The organism is Streptomyces sp. NPDC037083, from assembly GCF_055606485.1.
The window spans coordinates 177,515-194,009 of sequence record NZ_JBVJSQ010000013.1 but is presented as its reverse complement, the minus strand read 5'-3'; the positions used below and the strand labels follow the sequence as shown (position 1 = coordinate 194,009).

The 16,495-nt window shown below is 73.2% G+C and carries 14 protein-coding genes and 1 pseudogene; 10 read left to right on the top strand and 5 right to left on the bottom strand.

Features of this window, described 5'->3' with window-relative positions:
• The first annotated feature begins 82 nt into the window (after window positions 1–82).
• From ACZ7DE_RS30750 to ACZ7DE_RS30740, 3 genes are read left to right on the top strand one after another with little or no spacing between them, the layout of a single operon-like run.
• Entirely contained in the window at window positions 83–988 is a 906-nt protein-coding gene (locus tag ACZ7DE_RS30750) for a universal stress protein (protein ID WP_470766859.1), read from the top strand.
• 44 nt (window positions 989–1,032) lie between these two features.
• Complete coding sequence (locus ACZ7DE_RS30745) at window positions 1,033–2,055, top strand: zinc-dependent alcohol dehydrogenase (RefSeq protein ID WP_470766857.1); 1,023 nt, start codon at window positions 1,033–1,035, stop codon at window positions 2,053–2,055.
• 5 nt (window positions 2,056–2,060) lie between these two features.
• Window positions 2,061–2,933, top strand: coding sequence for a universal stress protein (locus ACZ7DE_RS30740; protein WP_470766855.1), 873 nt, complete (start codon window positions 2,061–2,063; stop codon window positions 2,931–2,933).
• Between the two features lie 17 nt (window positions 2,934–2,950).
• On the opposite strand, the gene ppk2 is transcribed toward ACZ7DE_RS30740, so the two are convergent.
• On the bottom strand, window positions 2,951–3,754 hold the full coding sequence (gene ppk2, locus ACZ7DE_RS30735; protein ID WP_470766853.1) for a polyphosphate kinase 2: 804 nt from the start codon (window positions 3,752–3,754) through the stop codon (window positions 2,951–2,953).
• A gap of 54 nt (window positions 3,755–3,808) precedes the next feature.
• On the opposite strand from ppk2, the gene ACZ7DE_RS30730 reads away from it, so the two are divergent.
• From ACZ7DE_RS30730 to ACZ7DE_RS30715, 4 genes are all read left to right on the top strand, one after another.
• Window positions 3,809–6,190 carry a phosphoketolase family protein gene (locus ACZ7DE_RS30730; RefSeq protein ID WP_470766851.1) on the top strand — a complete coding sequence of 794 codons (2,382 nt, stop codon included), beginning with the start codon at window positions 3,809–3,811 and terminating at the stop codon, window positions 6,188–6,190.
• 129 nt (window positions 6,191–6,319) lie between these two features.
• Window positions 6,320–9,094 (top strand): bifunctional acetate--CoA ligase family protein/GNAT family N-acetyltransferase, encoded by a 2,775-nt coding sequence (locus ACZ7DE_RS30725; RefSeq protein ID WP_470766849.1) that lies wholly within the window; start codon window positions 6,320–6,322, stop codon window positions 9,092–9,094.
• A 13-nt stretch (window positions 9,095–9,107) separates the two neighbouring features.
• Window positions 9,108–9,845 (top strand): CBS domain-containing protein, encoded by a 738-nt coding sequence (locus ACZ7DE_RS30720; protein ID WP_470766847.1) that lies wholly within the window; start codon window positions 9,108–9,110, stop codon window positions 9,843–9,845.
• Window positions 9,846–9,861: 16 nt separating this feature from the next.
• Window positions 9,862–10,359, top strand: coding sequence for a flavodoxin domain-containing protein (locus tag ACZ7DE_RS30715; RefSeq protein WP_470766845.1), 498 nt, complete (start codon window positions 9,862–9,864; stop codon window positions 10,357–10,359).
• Between the two features lie 225 nt (window positions 10,360–10,584).
• Here ACZ7DE_RS30715 and ACZ7DE_RS30710 read toward each other — a convergent pair whose 3' ends face one another.
• Both ACZ7DE_RS30710 and ACZ7DE_RS30705 read right to left on the bottom strand, forming a co-directional pair.
• Complete coding sequence (locus tag ACZ7DE_RS30710) at window positions 10,585–11,166, bottom strand: Rv1733c family protein (protein ID WP_470766843.1); 582 nt, start codon at window positions 11,164–11,166, stop codon at window positions 10,585–10,587.
• A gap of 129 nt (window positions 11,167–11,295) precedes the next feature.
• A complete protein-coding gene (locus ACZ7DE_RS30705) occupies window positions 11,296–11,700 on the bottom strand; it encodes an STAS domain-containing protein (protein ID WP_470766841.1) in 405 nt (134 codons plus the stop codon).
• Between the two features lie 222 nt (window positions 11,701–11,922).
• Here ACZ7DE_RS30705 and ACZ7DE_RS30700 point away from each other — a divergent pair, with 222 nt between their 5' ends.
• From ACZ7DE_RS30700 to ACZ7DE_RS30690, 3 genes are all read left to right on the top strand, one after another.
• Window positions 11,923–12,993 (top strand): zinc-dependent alcohol dehydrogenase family protein, encoded by a 1,071-nt coding sequence (locus tag ACZ7DE_RS30700; RefSeq protein ID WP_470766839.1) that lies wholly within the window; start codon window positions 11,923–11,925, stop codon window positions 12,991–12,993.
• Between the two features lie 22 nt (window positions 12,994–13,015).
• Window positions 13,016–13,690, top strand: coding sequence for a helix-turn-helix domain-containing protein (locus tag ACZ7DE_RS30695; RefSeq protein WP_470766837.1), 675 nt, complete (start codon window positions 13,016–13,018; stop codon window positions 13,688–13,690).
• 111 nt (window positions 13,691–13,801) lie between these two features.
• On the top strand, window positions 13,802–14,242 hold the full coding sequence (locus ACZ7DE_RS30690) for a pyridoxamine 5'-phosphate oxidase family protein (protein WP_470766835.1): 441 nt from the start codon (window positions 13,802–13,804) through the stop codon (window positions 14,240–14,242).
• A gap of 177 nt (window positions 14,243–14,419) precedes the next feature.
• Here the strand turns inward: ACZ7DE_RS30690 and ACZ7DE_RS30685 are convergent.
• Window positions 14,420–16,060 (bottom strand): annotated as a pseudogene (locus tag ACZ7DE_RS30685) (oleate hydratase); the annotation flags it as partial.
• Window positions 16,061–16,082: 22 nt separating this feature from the next.
• Complete coding sequence (locus tag ACZ7DE_RS30680) at window positions 16,083–16,490, bottom strand: hypothetical protein (RefSeq protein ID WP_470766833.1); 408 nt, start codon at window positions 16,488–16,490, stop codon at window positions 16,083–16,085.
• Between the last annotated feature and the right edge of the window lie 5 nt (window positions 16,491–16,495).

The window sequence follows — 16,495 nt, the reverse complement described above, 5'->3', positions numbered from 1 at the left end:
GTTCGGGCCCAGTGGCCCCTGTACGCCGAACAGCCCGAAGACGACCCTGAAATCGGATCCCTCGCCCCAGGAGGTGGAGATCATGCTCCGCACCATCACCGTAGGTCTCGACGGCTCGCGCGAGAGCCGGGCCGCCGCGGAATGGGCGGCTCGCGAAGCGGACCTTCGCGACCTGCCCCTGAAGCTCGTCCACGTCTGGGAGCCGGTGCCCGAGCCCATGGCTCAGGCGCCCCTCCTGGGGGCCGAGACCCAGCAGCACTGGACCGAGCGGATCCCGCGGGAAGCCGCGGAGGGCATCAGCCTGCGCCACCCCCGCCTCGAGGTGATCCGCGAGCAGGTCGCCGGCAACCCGGCAGACGTGCTCGCGGCGGCGGCGAACAGCGCCGAACTGCTGGTCCTGGGCTCACGCGGCTTCGGCGGGATCGGCGGGTTCATGGTCGGATCGGTCGGCCTGGCCGTCATCGCCCGCACGGATCGCCCGGTGGTGCTGGTCCGGGCGCTGGAGACGGCCGCCGACGAGCACGAGCCGGACCCGGTCGGCATCCCCTCCGCCGCGACGCCCTTCCTGCCCGTGGTCCTCGGCCTGGACGTCGAACACCCGGACGAGACGCTGATCGAGTTCGCGTTCGACGCCGCCCGGCGGCGCGCGACGTCCCTGCGGGTCGTCCACGGCTGGAACCCGCCGCCCTACTATGCGTACGGCACGCCCGCCAACCCCGCGCTGCACGAGGCGCTGGCCCTCGGGGAGTCGGAGGCCCTGACCGAGGCACTGCGTCCCTGGCGGCAGAAGTTCCCCGACGTCGAGGTCGTCGAGACGTCCCGCTACGGCAGTGCGGCCCTCCACGTCGTGGACGCCTCCCGCGAGGCCTCCCTCGTCGTCGTGGGCCGGCGCATCCGCCGCAGCCCGTTCGGCGCCCACATCGGCCACGTCACGCACGCCGTCCTGCACCACGCCGGCGCCCCCGTCGCCGTCGTCCCCCACGGCTGACCCGCCCCCGATCACTCCTGATCACCCGCGAGGAGAAGAGAACCATGAAGGCAGCGGTCGTACGAGCGTTCGGCGAGCCCCTGGTCATCGAGGAGCGCCCCGACCCGGAGCCCGGCCCCGGCCAGGTCCGCGTCCGGGTCGAGGCGTCCGGGCTGTGCCACACCGACATCCACGCCGCCCACGGCGACTGGCCGGTCAAGCCGAACCCGCCGTTCGTCCCCGGACACGAGGGCGTGGGCCTGGTCGAGGCCCTCGGCGAGGGCGTCACCCACCTGACCGTCGGCCAGCGGGTCGCCGTGCCGTGGCTCGGCAGGGCGTGCGGGCGGTGCGAGCACTGCCTGTCCGGCTGGGAGACGCTGTGCGAGCAGCAGATCAACACCGGCTACGGCTGCGACGGCGGCTACGCCGAGAAGATGCTCGCCTGGGCCGACTTCGCCCAGCCCGTGCCCGACGGCATCACAGCCCTCGAGGCCGCCCCGCTGACCTGCGCGGGCGTCACGACGTACAAGGCGCTCAAGGTCGCCGACGTCAGGCCCACGCAGCTCGTGGCGATCTCCGGCGTCGGCGGCCTCGGTCACCTCGCCGTGCAGTACGCGAAGATCGCCGGCGCCACCGTCGCCGCGATCGACGTCACCGACGAGAAGCTCCGGCTGGCCGCCGACCTCGGCGCGGACATCATTGTCGACGCCCGCAAGGAGGACGTCGGCGAGGTGCTCAGGCGGCACGGCGGCGCCCACGCCGCCATCGCCCTCGCGGTGAACGACGCGGCCTTCGAGGCCGTCAACTCCGGTCTGCGGCGCGGCGGCAAGCTGGTCATGGTGGCCCTGCCGGCGCACGGCACGGTCCGCGTGCCCGTCTTCGACACCGTCCTGAACGGCACCTCCGTGATCGGCTCGATCGTCGGGACCCGGCAGGACCTCGCCGAGGTCTTCCAGCTGCACGCGGCCGGCCGCACCAGGGTCGTCTACGAGGCCCGCCCCCTCGCCTCCGTCAACGACTGCATCGACGAGGTGCTGCGCGGCGAGGTCAAGGCCCGGATCGTCTTCGACCTCGACGCGGGACGGTGAGGACGATGACCCTCCCGATCGTCGTCGGCGTGGACGGCTCCGAACCCAGCCTGCGGGCCGTCGACTGGGCGGCCGACGAGGCCGCCCTGCACGGGGCGCCGCTGCGGCTGGTGTACGCCTCCCTCTGGGAGCGCTACGAGGGCGCCGCGCTCGCGCAGGAGCTGGGCAGGCCGGCCGGGCAGGTCACGGCCGAGGACGTCGTGCGCACCGCCGCGCAGCGGGCCCGTCGGCGCCAGGCCGGCGTCGACGTCTCCACGGAGGTGGTGCCGGAGGAGCCCGAGTACGCGCTCGTCCGCGAGGGGGGCGACGCCGCCGCGCTGGTGCTCGGCACCCGCGGTCGCGGCGGCCTGGCCGAGACGCTGCTCGGGTCGGTCAGCCTGACCGTCGCCGCGCACGCCGACTGCCCGGTGATCGTGCTCCGCGGCGGCAACGACAGCCACGTCGGGGTGGGCGGGCGCGGTCGCGTCGTGGTGGGCGTCGGCGACCGGGGGACGGACTCCGCCGCCCTGCGCTTCGCCGTCCAGGAGGCGAAGCTGCGCCACGCGGCCCTGGACGCCGTACGGGCCTGGCGGTGCCCCGCGCACGAGAGCGCCGACCACCCCCTGCTCACCGGCGAGCCCGCCCGGCTGCACGAGCAGCACGCCGACGACGTCCTGGCCAAGGCGCTGACGGACGTACCCCCGGAGGTGGACCTGCGCCGGCGCACGGTCGAGGGCCCCGCCCGCAGGGTCCTGACGGCCGCTTCCCACGAGGCCGACCTGCTGGTCGTCGGCGCCCGGCGCAACCCCGGACACCTCGGCCTCCAGCTGGGGCGCGTCGCCCACGCGGTGCTGCACCACGCCGCCTGCGCCGTCGCGGTCGTGCCCGAGCGGGTGTGACCGACATGGCCGGCCGCTCAGAGGCGCGCCGCGTGGTCGGGGACGTAGGTCTGCAGATCCCGCGGCGTGCGCTGGTAGCCGGTCGAGGCCGGCCGCTCCGGGAGCTCCAGCACGGCCGGCGGCACCTCGTGGTACGGCACGGACGACAGCAGGTGGGCGATCATGTTCAGCCGTGCCCGGCGCTTGTCGTCGCTCTCGACGACGTACCAGGGCGCCTCGGAGACGTCGGTGTGCACCATCATCTCGTCCTTGGCCCGGGAGTAGGCCTCCCAGTGGGTGATCGACTCCAGGTCCATCGGCGACAGCTTCCACCGCCGCACCGGGTCCTCCATCCGGCGCCGGAAGCGCTCCTGCTGCTCGGTGTCGCTCACCGAGAACCAGTACTTGCGCAGCAGCACCCCGTCCTCGACCAGCATGCGTTCGAAGATCGGGCACTGGCGGAGGAAGAGCTGGTGCTCCTCCTTGGTGCAGAAGCCCATGACGTGCTCGACCCCGGCGCGGTTGTACCAGGACCGGTCGAACAGCACGATCTCCCCGGCCGCCGGCAGATGCTCCACGTAGCGCTGGAAGTACCACTGGGTGCGCTCGCGCTCGGTCGGCTTGGGAAGCGCCGCGATCCGCGCCACACGCGGGTTGAGGTGCTCGGCGACCCGCTTGATCGTGCCGCCCTTGCCGGCAGCGTCCCGTCCCTCGAAGACGACGACCAGCCGGGCGCCCGACGCCCGCACCCACTCCTGCAGCTTCACCAGTTCCGTCTGCAGGCGGAGCAGTTCCTTCTCGTACGCCTTGCGCGGCAGCCTCGCCGCCTTCTTGTCGGACACGCCGCCTCCACCGCCCGATGATCCCTACGCCGACGACTTCCGGAGTTCCCACCCATGTCCAAGGTCGAACACCAGGACGCCACCGTACTGACCGACGACGAGCTGCGCACCCTGGACGCGCACTGGCGGGCCGCCAACTATCTGGCCGCCGGACAGATCTACCTGATGTCCAACCCGCTGCTGACCGAGCCCCTGCGGCCGGAGCACATCAAGCCGAGGCTGCTCGGCCACTGGGGCACCTCGCCCGGGCTCAACCTCGTGTACACCCACCTCAACCGGGTGATCAAGGCACGCGGTCTCGACGCGCTGTGCGTGTGGGGGCCGGGCCACGGGGGTCCGGCGGTCCTGGCGAACTCCTGGCTGGAGGGCAGCTACAGCGACACCTACCCGGACGTGCCCCGGGACGGGGAGGGCATGGCCCGGCTGTTCCGGCAGTTCTCCTTCCCGGGCGGAGTGCCCAGCCACGTCGCTCCGGAGACGCCCGGCTCGATCCATGAGGGCGGCGAACTCGGCTACTCGCTGTCCCACGCCTACGGCGCCGCGTTCGACAACCCGGACCTGCTGGTCGCCTGTGTGATCGGCGACGGCGAGGCGGAGACCGGACCGCTGGCCGCCTCCTGGCACTCCAACAAGTTCCTCGACCCCGTCCACGACGGCGCGGTCCTGCCGATCCTGCACCTCAACGGCTACAAGATCGCCAACCCGACCGTGCTGTCCCGGATCCCGCAGGCCGAGCTCGACGAGCTGCTGCGGGGGTACGGCCACGAGCCGATCCACGTGAGCGGCGACGACCCGCTCCAGGTGCACCGGGCCATGGCGGCGGCGATGGACGACGCGCTGGACCGCATCGCCGTGATGCAGCAGTCCGCACGCGAGGACGGCGTCAGCGAGCGTGTGCACTGGCCGGTGATCGTGCTGCGCACCCCGAAGGGCTGGACCGGTCCCGCCGAGGTGGACGGAGAGCCCGTCGAGGGCACCTGGCGAGCCCACCAGGTCCCGCTGGCCGGCGTCCGTGAGAACCCCGCCCACCTGCGCCGGCTGGAGGCCTGGCTGCGCTCGTACCGGCCGCGGGAACTCTTCGGACCCGACGGCCGCCCCGCGGACGACGTCCTCGCCTGCGTCCCCGACGGGGCCAGGCGGCTCGGCTCCGGCCCGCACGCCAACGGCGGACTGCTCGTGCGCGACCTGCCCGTCGCGTCCCTGGACGAGTTCGCCGTGCCGGTCGACAAACCCGGCACGACGCTGCACGAGCCCACCCGCGTCCTCGGCGACCTCCTGGCCCGCGTGATGAAGGACACCGGCGCCCGCCGCGACTTCCGCGTCGTCGGCCCGGACGAGACCGCGTCCAACCGCCTCCAGGCGGTCTACGACGTCAGCGGCAAGGCCTGGCAGGCCGAGTACCTTCCGGTCGACGAACACCTGGAGCATCACGGCCGGGTGATGGAGATCCTGTCGGAGCACACCTGCCAGGGCTGGCTGGAGGGCTATCTCCTGACGGGACGTCACGGACTGTTCTCCTGCTACGAGGCGTTCGTCCACATCGTCGACTCGATGGTCAACCAGCACATCAAGTGGCTCAAGACGTCACGGGCGTTGACGTGGCGGCCGCCCATCGCCTCCCTCAACTACCTGCTGACCTCGCACGTGTGGCGTCAGGACCACAACGGCTTCTCCCACCAGGACCCCGGCTTCGTCGACCACGTTCTGAACAAGAGCCCGGACGTCGTGCGCGTCTATCTCCCGCCGGACGCCAACACCCTGCTGTCGGTGGCGGACCACGCACTGCGCAGCCGGCACTGCGTCAATGTCGTCGTGGCCGGGAAGCAGCCCTGCTTCGACTGGCTGTCCCTGGAACAGGCCCGGGCCCACTGCGCACGCGGCGCCGGCATCTGGGAGTGGGCCGGCACGGAGAACGGCGGCGAGCCCGACGTCGTCCTGGCCTGCGCCGGCGACGTGCCCACCCAGGAGGTGCTGGCCGCCGCGCAACTGCTGCGCCGGCACCTGCCCGACCTCGCCGTCCGCGTGGTCAACGTGGTCGACATGACCCGCCTCATGCCACGCGAGGAACACCCGCACGGCATGAGCGACTTCGAGTACGACGGGCTGTTCACGACCGACAAGCCGGTCGTCTTCGCCTACCACGGCTACCCCTGGCTGATCCACCGGCTCGCCTACCGGCGCACCGGCCACCGGAACCTGCATGTGCGCGGCTACAAGGAGTCCGGCACCACGACCACGCCGTTCGACATGGTCGTCCGCAACGACCTCGACCGCTACCGGCTCGTCATGGACGTCATCGACCGCGTGCCCGGCCTCGCCGTGCGGGCCGCAGCCGTGCGCGGGCAGATGGCCGACGCCCGCACCCGCCATCAGGCGTGGATCCGCGAGCACGGAACGGACCTGCCCGAGGTCGCCGACTGGACCTGGGACGCCTGAGCGTGCAGCGGGGCCGGTCGGCGGCGGCGGGTGGGCCGACCGGCCCCTGGGCGGCCCCGGACAGCCCATGGGCCGCTCCGCCGCCGCGTCGGACGATCGAAGGAGCGAAAGCGATGGAGGAGACCTGCGATGACGGACGACCTGCTCGACCGGCCCACGGTCCACGCGCTGCTCGCGGACGGCACCACCGTGTGCATACGCCCCGTGCGGCCGGGTGACCGTGAACAGCTGGAGGGCTTCTACGAGGAGATGTCGCCGGACAACCTCCGTCTGCGCTTCTTCGCGGTGAGCCGGCGCTCGGCCGCCATGGCGGCCGACCGGGCCTGTGCCCCGCCGCGCCCCGGCTACCGGGCCCTGCTGGCCGAGGTGGACGGCCGGGTGATCGGCCTCGCCGAGTACGACACCGGCGGGAAGGCGAACGGCCGCGACGAGGCCGCCGGCGCCAGGGGCGGCCGCGACGGGGACGGGAACGGCGGGGAGAAGAACGCCGGGGGGACGGACCGTGCGGAGATCTCCATCGCGGTGGCCGACGGCCTGCACCACCGGGGCGTGGGCACCTTGCTCGTCGAGCACCTGGTCTCGGCCGCGCGCGCGGAGGGCATCACCACCTTCACCGCCGACGCGCCCAGCGAGAACCACGAGGTGCTCCGCCTCTTCGCCGACCTCGGCCTGCGCACCTCACGCCGCTTCGAGGGGCCCGAGGTGCGCTGCACCGTCCACCTCGACCAGGACGACACCTACCTGTCGGCCGTCGAGGCCCGGGGCCGCGCCGCCGACGTGGCCAGCCTGCTGCCGCTGCTGCGGCCGTCGGTGGTCGCCGTGGTGGGCGCCGGACGCACCCCGGGATCGGTGGGCCGGGCCGTACTGCACCATCTGCACTCGGGCGGCTTCACCCGCCGCCTCTTCGCCGTGAACCCCCGTGCCGCCTCGGTGCTCGGCGTGCCGTCCTTCCCCTCGGTGGCGGCGCTGCCGAAGAGGCCCGACCTGGCGATCGTGGCCGTGCCTGCCGCCGCCGTCGCGGCCGTCGCCGACGAGTGCGGCAGGGCGGGGGTGCGCGCCCTCGTCGTCGTCACCGCCGGCCTCGACCACACCCAGGCGCAGGCCCTGCTGACCACGTGCCGCGCCTACGGCATGCGCCTCGTCGGCCCCAACTGCCTCGGAGTGAGCAACACCGAGCCGGAGCTGAACCTCGACGCGACCTTCGCCGCGGATCACCCCCGCCCCGGGACGGCCGGAGTCGCCGTACAGTCCGGCGGGGTCGGCATCGCCCTGCTCGACGGGTTGTCCCGGCTGGGCGTCGGGGTCTCCTCGTTCGTCTCCCTCGGCGACAAGTACGACGTCAGCGGCAACGACATGCTCCAGTGGTGGGAGAGCGACGGCCGCACCGACCTCGCACTGCTGCACCTGGAGTCCTTCGGCAACCCGCGCGCCTTCTCCCGCACCGCCCGGCGGGTGACCCGCCGCATCCCCGTGCTCACCGTCGACGCCGGACGCACGCAGGCGGGACGCAGGGCGGCCGCCTCGCACACCGCGGCCGCCGCCACCCCCACCATGACCCGCGGCGCGCTGTTCACCCAGGCCGGCATCACCGCGACCCGGTCGGTCGGCGAGCTTCTCGAAACAGCGGCCCTGTTGCACTCCCAGCCACTGCCGGAGGGCAGGCGCGTCGCGATCGTCACCAACGCGGGCGGAGCCGGTGTGCTGGCCGCCGACGCCTGCGCGGAGGCGGGACTGGCCCTTCCCCCGTTCACCCCCACGACGATCGACGAACTGCTCGGCGTGCTGCCGGAGGGCGCCGCCGTCGGCAACCCGGTCGACGCCACCGCGGCCGTGTCCGAGGAACAGCTCACGGAGTGCGTCGACCGCCTGACCCGGTGCCCGGGCGTCGACGCCGTCGTCGTGGCCCTCGTGCCGACGGCGGTCGCCACGGCCACCGGCGACGACCTGGTGCGGGCCGTGACCGCGGCCCCCGGCCGGCGGGCGCGGCCCGTGATCGCCGTACGTCCGGAGCAGGACGGGTCCGTGCGGCTGCTGCCCGCCGCGGACGGCGGCACGGTTCCCTCGTACGCCGAACCGCAGGCGGCGGCCCGCGCGTTGGCGCACGCCGCCGAGCGCGCGGCCTGGCTCGCCCGGCCCGCCGGCGTCGTCCCGGGTCTCGACGACGTCGAGACCGAGCGGGCGCGCACCGTCGTGGCCGGCCACCTGGCCGTGTTCCCCGACGGCGGCTGGCTCGACCCGCGGACCTGCGCCGACCTGCTGGCCTGCTACGGCATCCCGCAGATCCCCTGGGCGTGGGCGGAGACCGAGGACGACGCCGTGCTCGCCGCCGACCGGATGCGCGGCTTCGACGGCCGGGTGGTCATGAAGGCCCACTGGCCGGGACTGCTGCACAAGTCCCAGCAGCGCGCCGTCCATCTCGACCTGCGGGGCGACGCCCAGGTGCGGGCCGCCTTCCGCGACCTGGAGTCCCGCTTCGCGGGGCTCATGACCGGCGTGGTCCTGCAACCCCTGGCCGCCCGCGGCACCGAGCTGTTCGCGGGCGTCGTCCAGGACGAGGTCTTCGGTCCGCTCGTCCTGTTCGGGCTCGGCGGCACGGCCACCGAAGTGCTGGCCGATCACGCAGCACGCCTGGCCCCACTCACCGACCGCGACGTCCACGAGCTGATCACCTCGCCGAGGTGCGCTCCGCTGCTGCTGGGCGCGAACGGAACCACCCCCGTCGACCTCGGGGAACTGGAACGGCTGCTGCTGCGGCTGTCCCGGATGGCGGCGGACCTGCCGCAGCTCGCCGAGGCCGACTTCAACCCCGTCCTGGCGACGCCGGGCGGCGTCACCGTGCTCGACGCGCGGATACGCCTGCTGCCTCGCCGCCCCCAGGACCCGTATCTGCGCCGGCTGCGCTGAGGAGGGAACGGCCATGAGGCACGACAAGGTCGGCTCCGTGATGACCGCGGACGTCGTCCGCGCCGGGCAGGGCACACCGTTCAAGGAGGTGGCCCGGCTGCTGGCGACCCACCGCATCAGCGGACTGCCGGTGGTGGACGAGGACGACAGGGTCGTCGGCGTCCTGTCCGAGACGGACCTGATGATGCACCAGGCGACCGCCCCCGACCCGTACGGGTCCAGGAAGCCCGCGAGGATCGCCGGTCTGACGCCCGGCGCCAAACGGCAGACCGCGAAGGGCACGGCCCGCACCGCCGGTGAGCTGATGACCCGGCCGCCCGTCACCGTGCACGCCGACGACACCATCGCGCAGGCCGCCCGCATCATGGCCCGGCGCCACGTGGAACGGCTGCCCGTCCTCGACGAGGAGGACCGGCTCGTCGGGATCGTCACCCGCCGCGACCTCCTCCAGGTCTTCCTGCGGCCGGACCAGGAGATCCGCGACGAGGTGATCCAGGAAGTCCTGGTGCGCGCCCTGTGGCTGCCGCCGCGCGGCGTTGAGGTCTCCGTGACCGAGGGCGTGGTCACGCTCACCGGACACATGGAACGCAAGAGCGACACCGAGATCGCCGTGGCCATGACCCGCAGGATCGACGGCGTGGTCGACGTGGTCGGCAAGCTCACTTACCGGCTGGACGACGCCCACCTGCGCGCCGAGGAACAGGCGCGGGCGGTGCACGGCGTGGCCGACGACTGGCTGCGCCGGCTGTGAGAGGAGGCGAACCCCCATGACCGACACCGTGTTGGTCACCTACGGAACGACCAACGGATCCACGGCGGAGATCGCCGAAGCCGTGGCCGACGTGCTGCGCAAGAGCGGCCTGACCGTCGAGGCGCGTCCGGCCCGGTCCGTGACGGACGTGGCACGGTACGACGCCGTCGTGGTCGGCGGCGGCCTCTACGCGGGGCGCTGGCACAAGGACGCGCGGCGGTTCGTCCGCCGGCACCGCGCCGTGCTCGCGGAGCGCCCGGTGTGGTTCTTCAGCAGCGGGCCGCTCGACGCCTCCGCCTCCGAGCGGGACATCCCGCCCGTGCGGGGCGTGCAGCGGGCCATGAACCGGCTGGACGTCCAAGGCCACGTCACGTTCGGAGGACGCCTGGAGGAAGGCGCCAAGGGGCGGATCGCGGGGATGATCCTCCGCTCCGGCAAGGGCGGCGACTTCCGGGACTTCGGAGTGATCGAGACCTGGGCGGGCTCCGTCGCCGATGCCCTCGCGCACGTGTAGGAAGAAGGCGAGGAAGGGAGCAGAGGAGGCTTCCGGCCTGTTCGGGTCGGGCCTCGTCCCCCGGGGATGAACCGGGGGACGAGGCCCTACCCGCGCCAAGGGCGCCCAGGGTGCGCGGAAGGGCTCCAGGCCGTTGCTTCAACCCGGAGCCCTTCCGCGGCCCGGAGCCCGGAGCCCGGAGCCCGGAGCCTGGCGTCTGGGGCCCGGATCGGGTTCGTGAGGCCTTCAGCCGGTCTTGTGGCCCCACCGCGGCCCCACCTGGTCCCATTCCCTGCCCCACTCGTCGACGCGGCGCCGGTCGAGCCGCCACCGTGCGACCGCTCCGGCGCCGAACACCAGGCCGGCGAGACCGGCCGCGGCCGCGGCGCCCAGAACGCCCGACTCGATCGCGGCCTCGGTGGAGGTCGGCGGCGCGGTGGTGAGCCGGCCGTGGCCGTCCTGCCAGACGACGACCGCGGCTCCGGCCCTCAGGCCGGCGTCCACCAGGGTCCGTCCGGTGCGGGTCGAGCCGTCTGCCGCCGTCCAGCGCACAGTGGACGACCGCCGGTCCGAGGTTCCACCGATCGCGGTGGCGCTGTGCGGGACGTCGTCCAGGAGCACGGCCCGGACGGACTGCCGCTCGGCCCGCTGCCCCGCGAACACCTCGTCGGCCGCATGCGCGGTCACCAGCCCGGCTGCGGTGCCGCCCACGACGACGACCGCCCACACGGCGAGCACGATCCACGCCTCGACGACGTCGTCGCGTCGCCGCAGCGGGTTGTCGCGCCACCGCCACCACCACTTCTTCGCGTACACGCCACCGGGCATCGGTCCGCACCTCCACGTCGTCGCCGTGACCCTTCCGACGGTGGCAGCCGGGACGCGGCCGCGGCATGGGCCGTCCAGCCGCCGCCGCAGGGCCGCACGGGCCCCGACTCCGCGGCCGGAAAGGGCCGTTCAGCACCCCGGGCCGGGATCGGCGGCAGACCGCGATCGACGTACCGACGCCCCGGCGAGGTCCTCGGGCCATCGGGCGTGCAGGTCGAAGACGCCGGCCAGGCCCGTGCCACGGAGCATCCGCAGGAACAGCGCGCTGTCCGTGACCAGCCGCAGCCGGCCGTGCGCGGCCCGCGCGCGCCTGCGCGCCCGGCAGAGCACGCCCAGTCCGGCGCAGTCGATGAAGGACACGTCCCGCAGATCGATGACCAGGTCGGGACGCGGACCGGCGGTCAGCGCGTCCAGGTGCGCCGCGAGACCGTGCCTCGCCAGGAGGTCGATCTCCCCCTGCAGCGCCGTGACGACCGTGCCCCCCGCCGTGCGGTGGGTGCGGTACGGCGTGGACTGCGCGTGGTCTGCGGCCATGAGGAAAGAAAACCGGGGTCGCCCGGGTGCCCGAAAGGGCCGTTCGGTCCCTGTTCGGGCGGGCCGCCCGGCACCCGTGCGCATCCCGCGTGCACCACCGCACCGGCGGCGGGGACCGTCCGGACGGCGTTGGGGCCGGACGGCCCAAGCGGAGCGGACGACAAGCGGACAAGCTGGATGTGTGGGGCACTCCCGGTACCCGAAAGGATGGGGAGGAACATCATGAAAGGCTTCGTCTTCCACGGCCCCGGGCAGTCCGCCTGGGAGGACGTCCCGGACCCGGCTCTCAAAGAGCCCACCGACGCCGTCGTGAGGGTCGACGCCGTCACGATCTGCGGCACGGACCTGCACATTCTCAAGGGCGACGTCCCCGAGGTGCGCCCGGGCACGGTCCTGGGGCACGAGGCCGTCGGCGAGATCGTCGAGGTCGGCAGCGACGTGCGGACCGTACGCCCGGGCGACCGGGTGCTGGTCTCCTGCATCAGCGCCTGCGGACGCTGCCGCTACTGCCGCGAGAGCAGCTACGGCCAGTGCCGCGGCGGCGGAGGCTGGATCCTCGGCCATCTGATCGACGGCACCCAGGCCGACTACGTCCGCGTTCCCTACGCCGACCTGTCCGTGCACGCCCTGCCCGGCGCGATCGAGAGCAAGGACGCCGTCCTGCTGGCGGACATCTTCCCGACCTCCTACGAGGTGGGCGTCCTCAACGGGCACGTACGTCCGGGCGACACCGTCGCCGTCGTCGGGGCCGGCCCCATCGGGCTCGCGGCCATCGCCACGGCGCGCCTGTTCTCGCCGGAGCGGATCATCGCCGTCGACCTGGCGGCGTCCCGACTGGAAGCCGCCAAGCGGCTCGGAGCCGACGCCGTGGCCGACGCCCGCGAGGACCCCGAGGCTCTGATCGCCGATCTCACCGACGGTCTCGGCGCGGACGTGGTCATCGAGGCGGTCGGCGTGCCGGAGAGCTTCGAGCTGTGCACGCGCATGGTGCGCCCCGGCGGCCGCGTGGCCAACATCGGCGTCCACGGCAAGCCCGCGACGCTGCACCTCGAAGACCTGTGGATCAAGAACGTGACCATCACCACCGGCCTGGTGGACACCCACTCCACGCCCACCCTGCTGCGCATGGCCGCCGCCGGCCGACTGCCCACCGGGCAGCTGGTCACCCACACCTTCCCGCTGGAGCGCATGGAGGAGGCGTACGACGTCTTCGCCCGCGCCGCCGACACCGGCGCCCTCAAGGTGGTGCTCGGCGGGCCGTCGCACGACGAGGTCGCCCTGCTGGCGACATGAACGACGAAGGACGTGAGGGGCCATGGCCGAACAGAGACAGGCGAACGTGGCGGAAGGCCCGCCCTCGGGCGACCTGGGGCGCCGGCTCGCCGCACGCCGCGTTCAACTCGGGCTGACCCGGGAGGAGACGGCCGCCCGAGCGGGCATGGCCCCCAGCTATGTGTCACACCTGGAGCAGCACCCCGAGGCCGCGCCCGGCCGCGGCGCACTGCTCGCGCTGGCGGCCGTACTGCAGACCACCGTCTCGGCGCTGACCGGGGGCGACACCGAGCTGCCGCCCGGTCGCGAACGGGCCGGGCGGGCACCCGAGTTCACCGAGCTGAGCAGGGCCGAGTGCACCGAGCTGCTGTCGACGCACGGCGTCGGACGGCTCGCGGTGCCCACCGCGCTCGGGCCGTTGATCGTCCCCGTCAACTACAGCGTCGTCGACGACACGATCGTCTTCAGGACCGCCCGCGGCGCGACGCCCTCGCTCGCGTCCGGCTGCCTGGTCGCCTTCGAGATCGACCGCATCGACGACGCCTTCAGCCAGGGCTGGAGCGTGCTGGCGCGCGGATACGCGCGCACGGTGACGGACGTCGGCGAGGAGCACCGGCTCGCACGGCAGGTGCGCAGCGCGCCATGGGCCGGCGGCCGACGCGACCTGTGGGTGCGCATCGATCCGTATTCCGTCACGGGACGCCGCATCGTGGCTTGAACAGGATCTTTTCTCGGGCAGCCAGGACTCGTGGTCCCTGGCTCGGCGGCCCTCGCCGCCCGAGGACCGACCCATGCCCCCCGCTTCGCCAGGTGAGAGACGAGACAGCACATGTACGCCAACGACGGATTCCGCGAACTCGACCGGCAGGAGTGCCTGGGCCTGCTGGTCCGGGCGCCCGTGGGGCGCATCGTGTACACACGACAGGCGTTGCCCGCCGTCCTGCCGGTCAACTTCCTCCTCGACCACGACAGCGCGGTGCTCGTGCGCACCTCGGCCTCCTCGGAACTGGTGAGCGCGATCGACGGGGCCGTGGTCGCCTTCGAGGCCGACGAGGTGGACACCGCCGCCCACTCCGGCTGGAGCGTCGTGGTCATGGGAGCGGCCGCCCTCGTGACCGACCCCGTCGAGCACGCGCGGCTGCTGAGGACCGGGCCGCGCTCCTGGGCGCCGGCGCCGCAGGAGGTCTTCGTGCGCATCGACCCCGAGCTGGTCACCGGACGCGAACTCGTCGGTGGGCGCACTCTGTACGGCGTGCACCTTCCGTCCTGACGTCCCGTCACCACGTCCTCAAGGGCGGGACTTTCCTCCTGTCACTGCGGAACGGCCCTTCGACGAAGGGCCGTTCCGCATGCCACTTGGTGCGTCTGCGGACGGACACGGGCCCGTCCGCGACGGAGCGACACCGCGGGGGGATCGGTGCCGCTCCTGTCTTCACTGTCCCTCGGGTCACGCCGTTCCCACAGGTGCCGATGGTCCCTCGTCATGGGCCGGACGGCCCACCGGCGCGGTGCCCTGCCGACGGTGCATGGTCTCCAGCGCGGCTGCCAGGACGTGGGGGTCGTGGTGGCCCTTGTAGACCTCCGGCGGCCGCTTGTCGAGCCCGAGGAGCTGCGCCACCGCCGTCCAGGCGGTGCGCACGGAGTACTCGACGGTGAAGACGACGTCGTCCGGCACCTCGGCGAACTGCCCGATGAAGGCGAGGTTCACCGACCCCGCCGGGACCACACGGGGCCGGTCGTCGCGGCGGCGGGCCAGGAACTGGCTGGTGATGTACGGCATCACGCACGGCACCACGGTGGAGCTCTCCAGGGTCCGGGCGACCGTCTCCTCGTCGAAGGGGAGGTGGTGCAGGACCTCTTCGAGGATCTCGCGGCCCGTGCACAGGGTCATCGGCTTGGGCGTCTGGTTGCCCGCCCGGCCCGGGAACAGCCCGTAGCCCCACCAGACCCCGACGTCCTCGGGCTGGTCGCGGTAGACGGGCTGGCGGTTGGCGACGATGGTGAGCAGCCAGTTGGACGCGGTGAAGGTCATCAGGCCGCCCTTGCCGGCCGGGCGGCCGCTGAACTCCTCCAGCGCCTTCAGAAAGACGGGGTCCTTCGTGGTGACCGTGAACGACTCCCAGCGGGACTCCTTGACGTGCTTGTCGAAGACCCCCGGGTCGCCGAAGTCCTCGCGGCCGCGGGCCAGCCGGTGCCACAGCAGCCAGGCGTCCGAGCGCTGCGGGGCCGGCGCAGGCGCGGAGGTGTGCGAGCCGAGGCTGGAGGCGTCGGTCATGGAACCGTTGGTGACGAGGACCAGGTCCTCGGGCGCGACGGCGACCTTCTCGTCCCGGCCGTGCCGGCTGAGGTAGAGGGTCTCGACCGTGCCGCTGCCGATGCCCGGGGCGAAGCCGAGGTCGGTCACGCGGCAGCCGGTGTGCACGGTGACGCCGTGCCGGCGCAGCCAGGCGACCAGGGGCCGGACGATCGAGTCGTACTGGTTGTAGCGGGTCCGGTGGATGCCCGACATGGAGGCGAACTCGGGGAACAGGTGGATGAAGCGCCGCAGGTAGCGGCGGAACTCGATCGCGCTGTGCCAGGGCTGGAAGGCGAACGTGGTGCACCACATGAACCAGAAGGCCGTGGTGAAGAAGTGCTCGCCGAAGCAGTCGGTGATGCGCCTGCCGTCCAGGTGCCCCTCGGGGGTGGCCAGGCAGCGGACCAGTTCGAGCCGGTCGCGTTCGGAGAAGCCCATCGAGGCCGTGTCGACGATCCTGCCGTCCCCGTCGACGAGCCGGGCGATGTCGTCCCAGGCGAAGGCCTCGTGTCCGGCCAGGATCTCCTCGGTCACGGAGACGGCCGGGTCGTCGAGGGTGGGGATGCCGGACAGCAGGTCGTAGGTGCAGCGGAACTCGGCCTCGAGCATGCGTCCGCCCCGCATGGTGTAGCCGGCGTCCGGCGTGCCGCCCGCGTCCAGGCTGCCGCCGAGGGTGCGCTGTTCCTCGAAGAGGTGGATGTCGGACCCCTCGAAGCCGCCGTCGCGGATCAGGAACGTCGCCGCGGCCAGTGCCGCGATTCCGCTGCCCACCAGATATGCCTTCGCCATCGCACAACTCCTCGTGCTCGTCGCTCTACCGGGATCGGGGTCCTGCGGCGGGGTGCGCCTGCGCCTGCCCGCTTCCGCCGCGCCACGGCGGGGCCGTGGTCCGCCGGCCGTCCTGCCCGGCCCGGGCCGCCCTGTCGGTCTGGCGGCGCAGCCGGTCCTGGAGCCGGTCGACCGTCTCCGTGGCCGTCGCCTCCTCGGCCAGCGCGACCACCTCACGGCCGCCGACGCGCAGATCGGCCGTGGCCGACCACGGGTGGCCGGCGTGGTGGGCGGCCGCTCGCACGATGTGCACCTCGCCGGTGACGGTGGGCAGGCCCGGCCTGCGCACGACGGCGTCGATCTTCGTGCGGGCGTAGGCCAGGGTCTCCGCGTCCACGGCGCCGTCGCAGCGCAGCCGGACCGGGGGAGTGTCCTGGGTGTCGTCGGTGGTCATCGAAG

Coding starts and splice junctions, on each gene's coding strand:
- ACZ7DE_RS30750 (WP_470766859.1), top strand. CDS start 83: ATGCTCCGCACCATCACCGTAGGTCTCGACGGCTCGCGCGAGAGCCGG.
- ACZ7DE_RS30725 (WP_470766849.1), top strand. CDS start 6,320: ATGACGGACGACCTGCTCGACCGGCCCACGGTCCACGCGCTGCTCGCG.
- ACZ7DE_RS30705 (WP_470766841.1), bottom strand. CDS start 11,700: ATGGCCGCAGACCACGCGCAGTCCACGCCGTACCGCACCCACCGCACG.
- ACZ7DE_RS30715 (WP_470766845.1), top strand. CDS start 9,862: ATGACCGACACCGTGTTGGTCACCTACGGAACGACCAACGGATCCACG.
- ACZ7DE_RS30700 (WP_470766839.1), top strand. CDS start 11,923: ATGAAAGGCTTCGTCTTCCACGGCCCCGGGCAGTCCGCCTGGGAGGAC.
- ACZ7DE_RS30680 (WP_470766833.1), bottom strand. CDS start 16,490: ATGACCACCGACGACACCCAGGACACTCCCCCGGTCCGGCTGCGCTGC.
- ACZ7DE_RS30740 (WP_470766855.1), top strand. CDS start 2,061: ATGACCCTCCCGATCGTCGTCGGCGTGGACGGCTCCGAACCCAGCCTG.
- ACZ7DE_RS30720 (WP_470766847.1), top strand. CDS start 9,108: ATGAGGCACGACAAGGTCGGCTCCGTGATGACCGCGGACGTCGTCCGC.
- ACZ7DE_RS30710 (WP_470766843.1), bottom strand. CDS start 11,166: ATGCCCGGTGGCGTGTACGCGAAGAAGTGGTGGTGGCGGTGGCGCGAC.
- ACZ7DE_RS30745 (WP_470766857.1), top strand. CDS start 1,033: ATGAAGGCAGCGGTCGTACGAGCGTTCGGCGAGCCCCTGGTCATCGAG.
- ACZ7DE_RS30690 (WP_470766835.1), top strand. CDS start 13,802: ATGTACGCCAACGACGGATTCCGCGAACTCGACCGGCAGGAGTGCCTG.
- ACZ7DE_RS30695 (WP_470766837.1), top strand. CDS start 13,016: ATGGCCGAACAGAGACAGGCGAACGTGGCGGAAGGCCCGCCCTCGGGC.
- ACZ7DE_RS30730 (WP_470766851.1), top strand. CDS start 3,809: ATGTCCAAGGTCGAACACCAGGACGCCACCGTACTGACCGACGACGAG.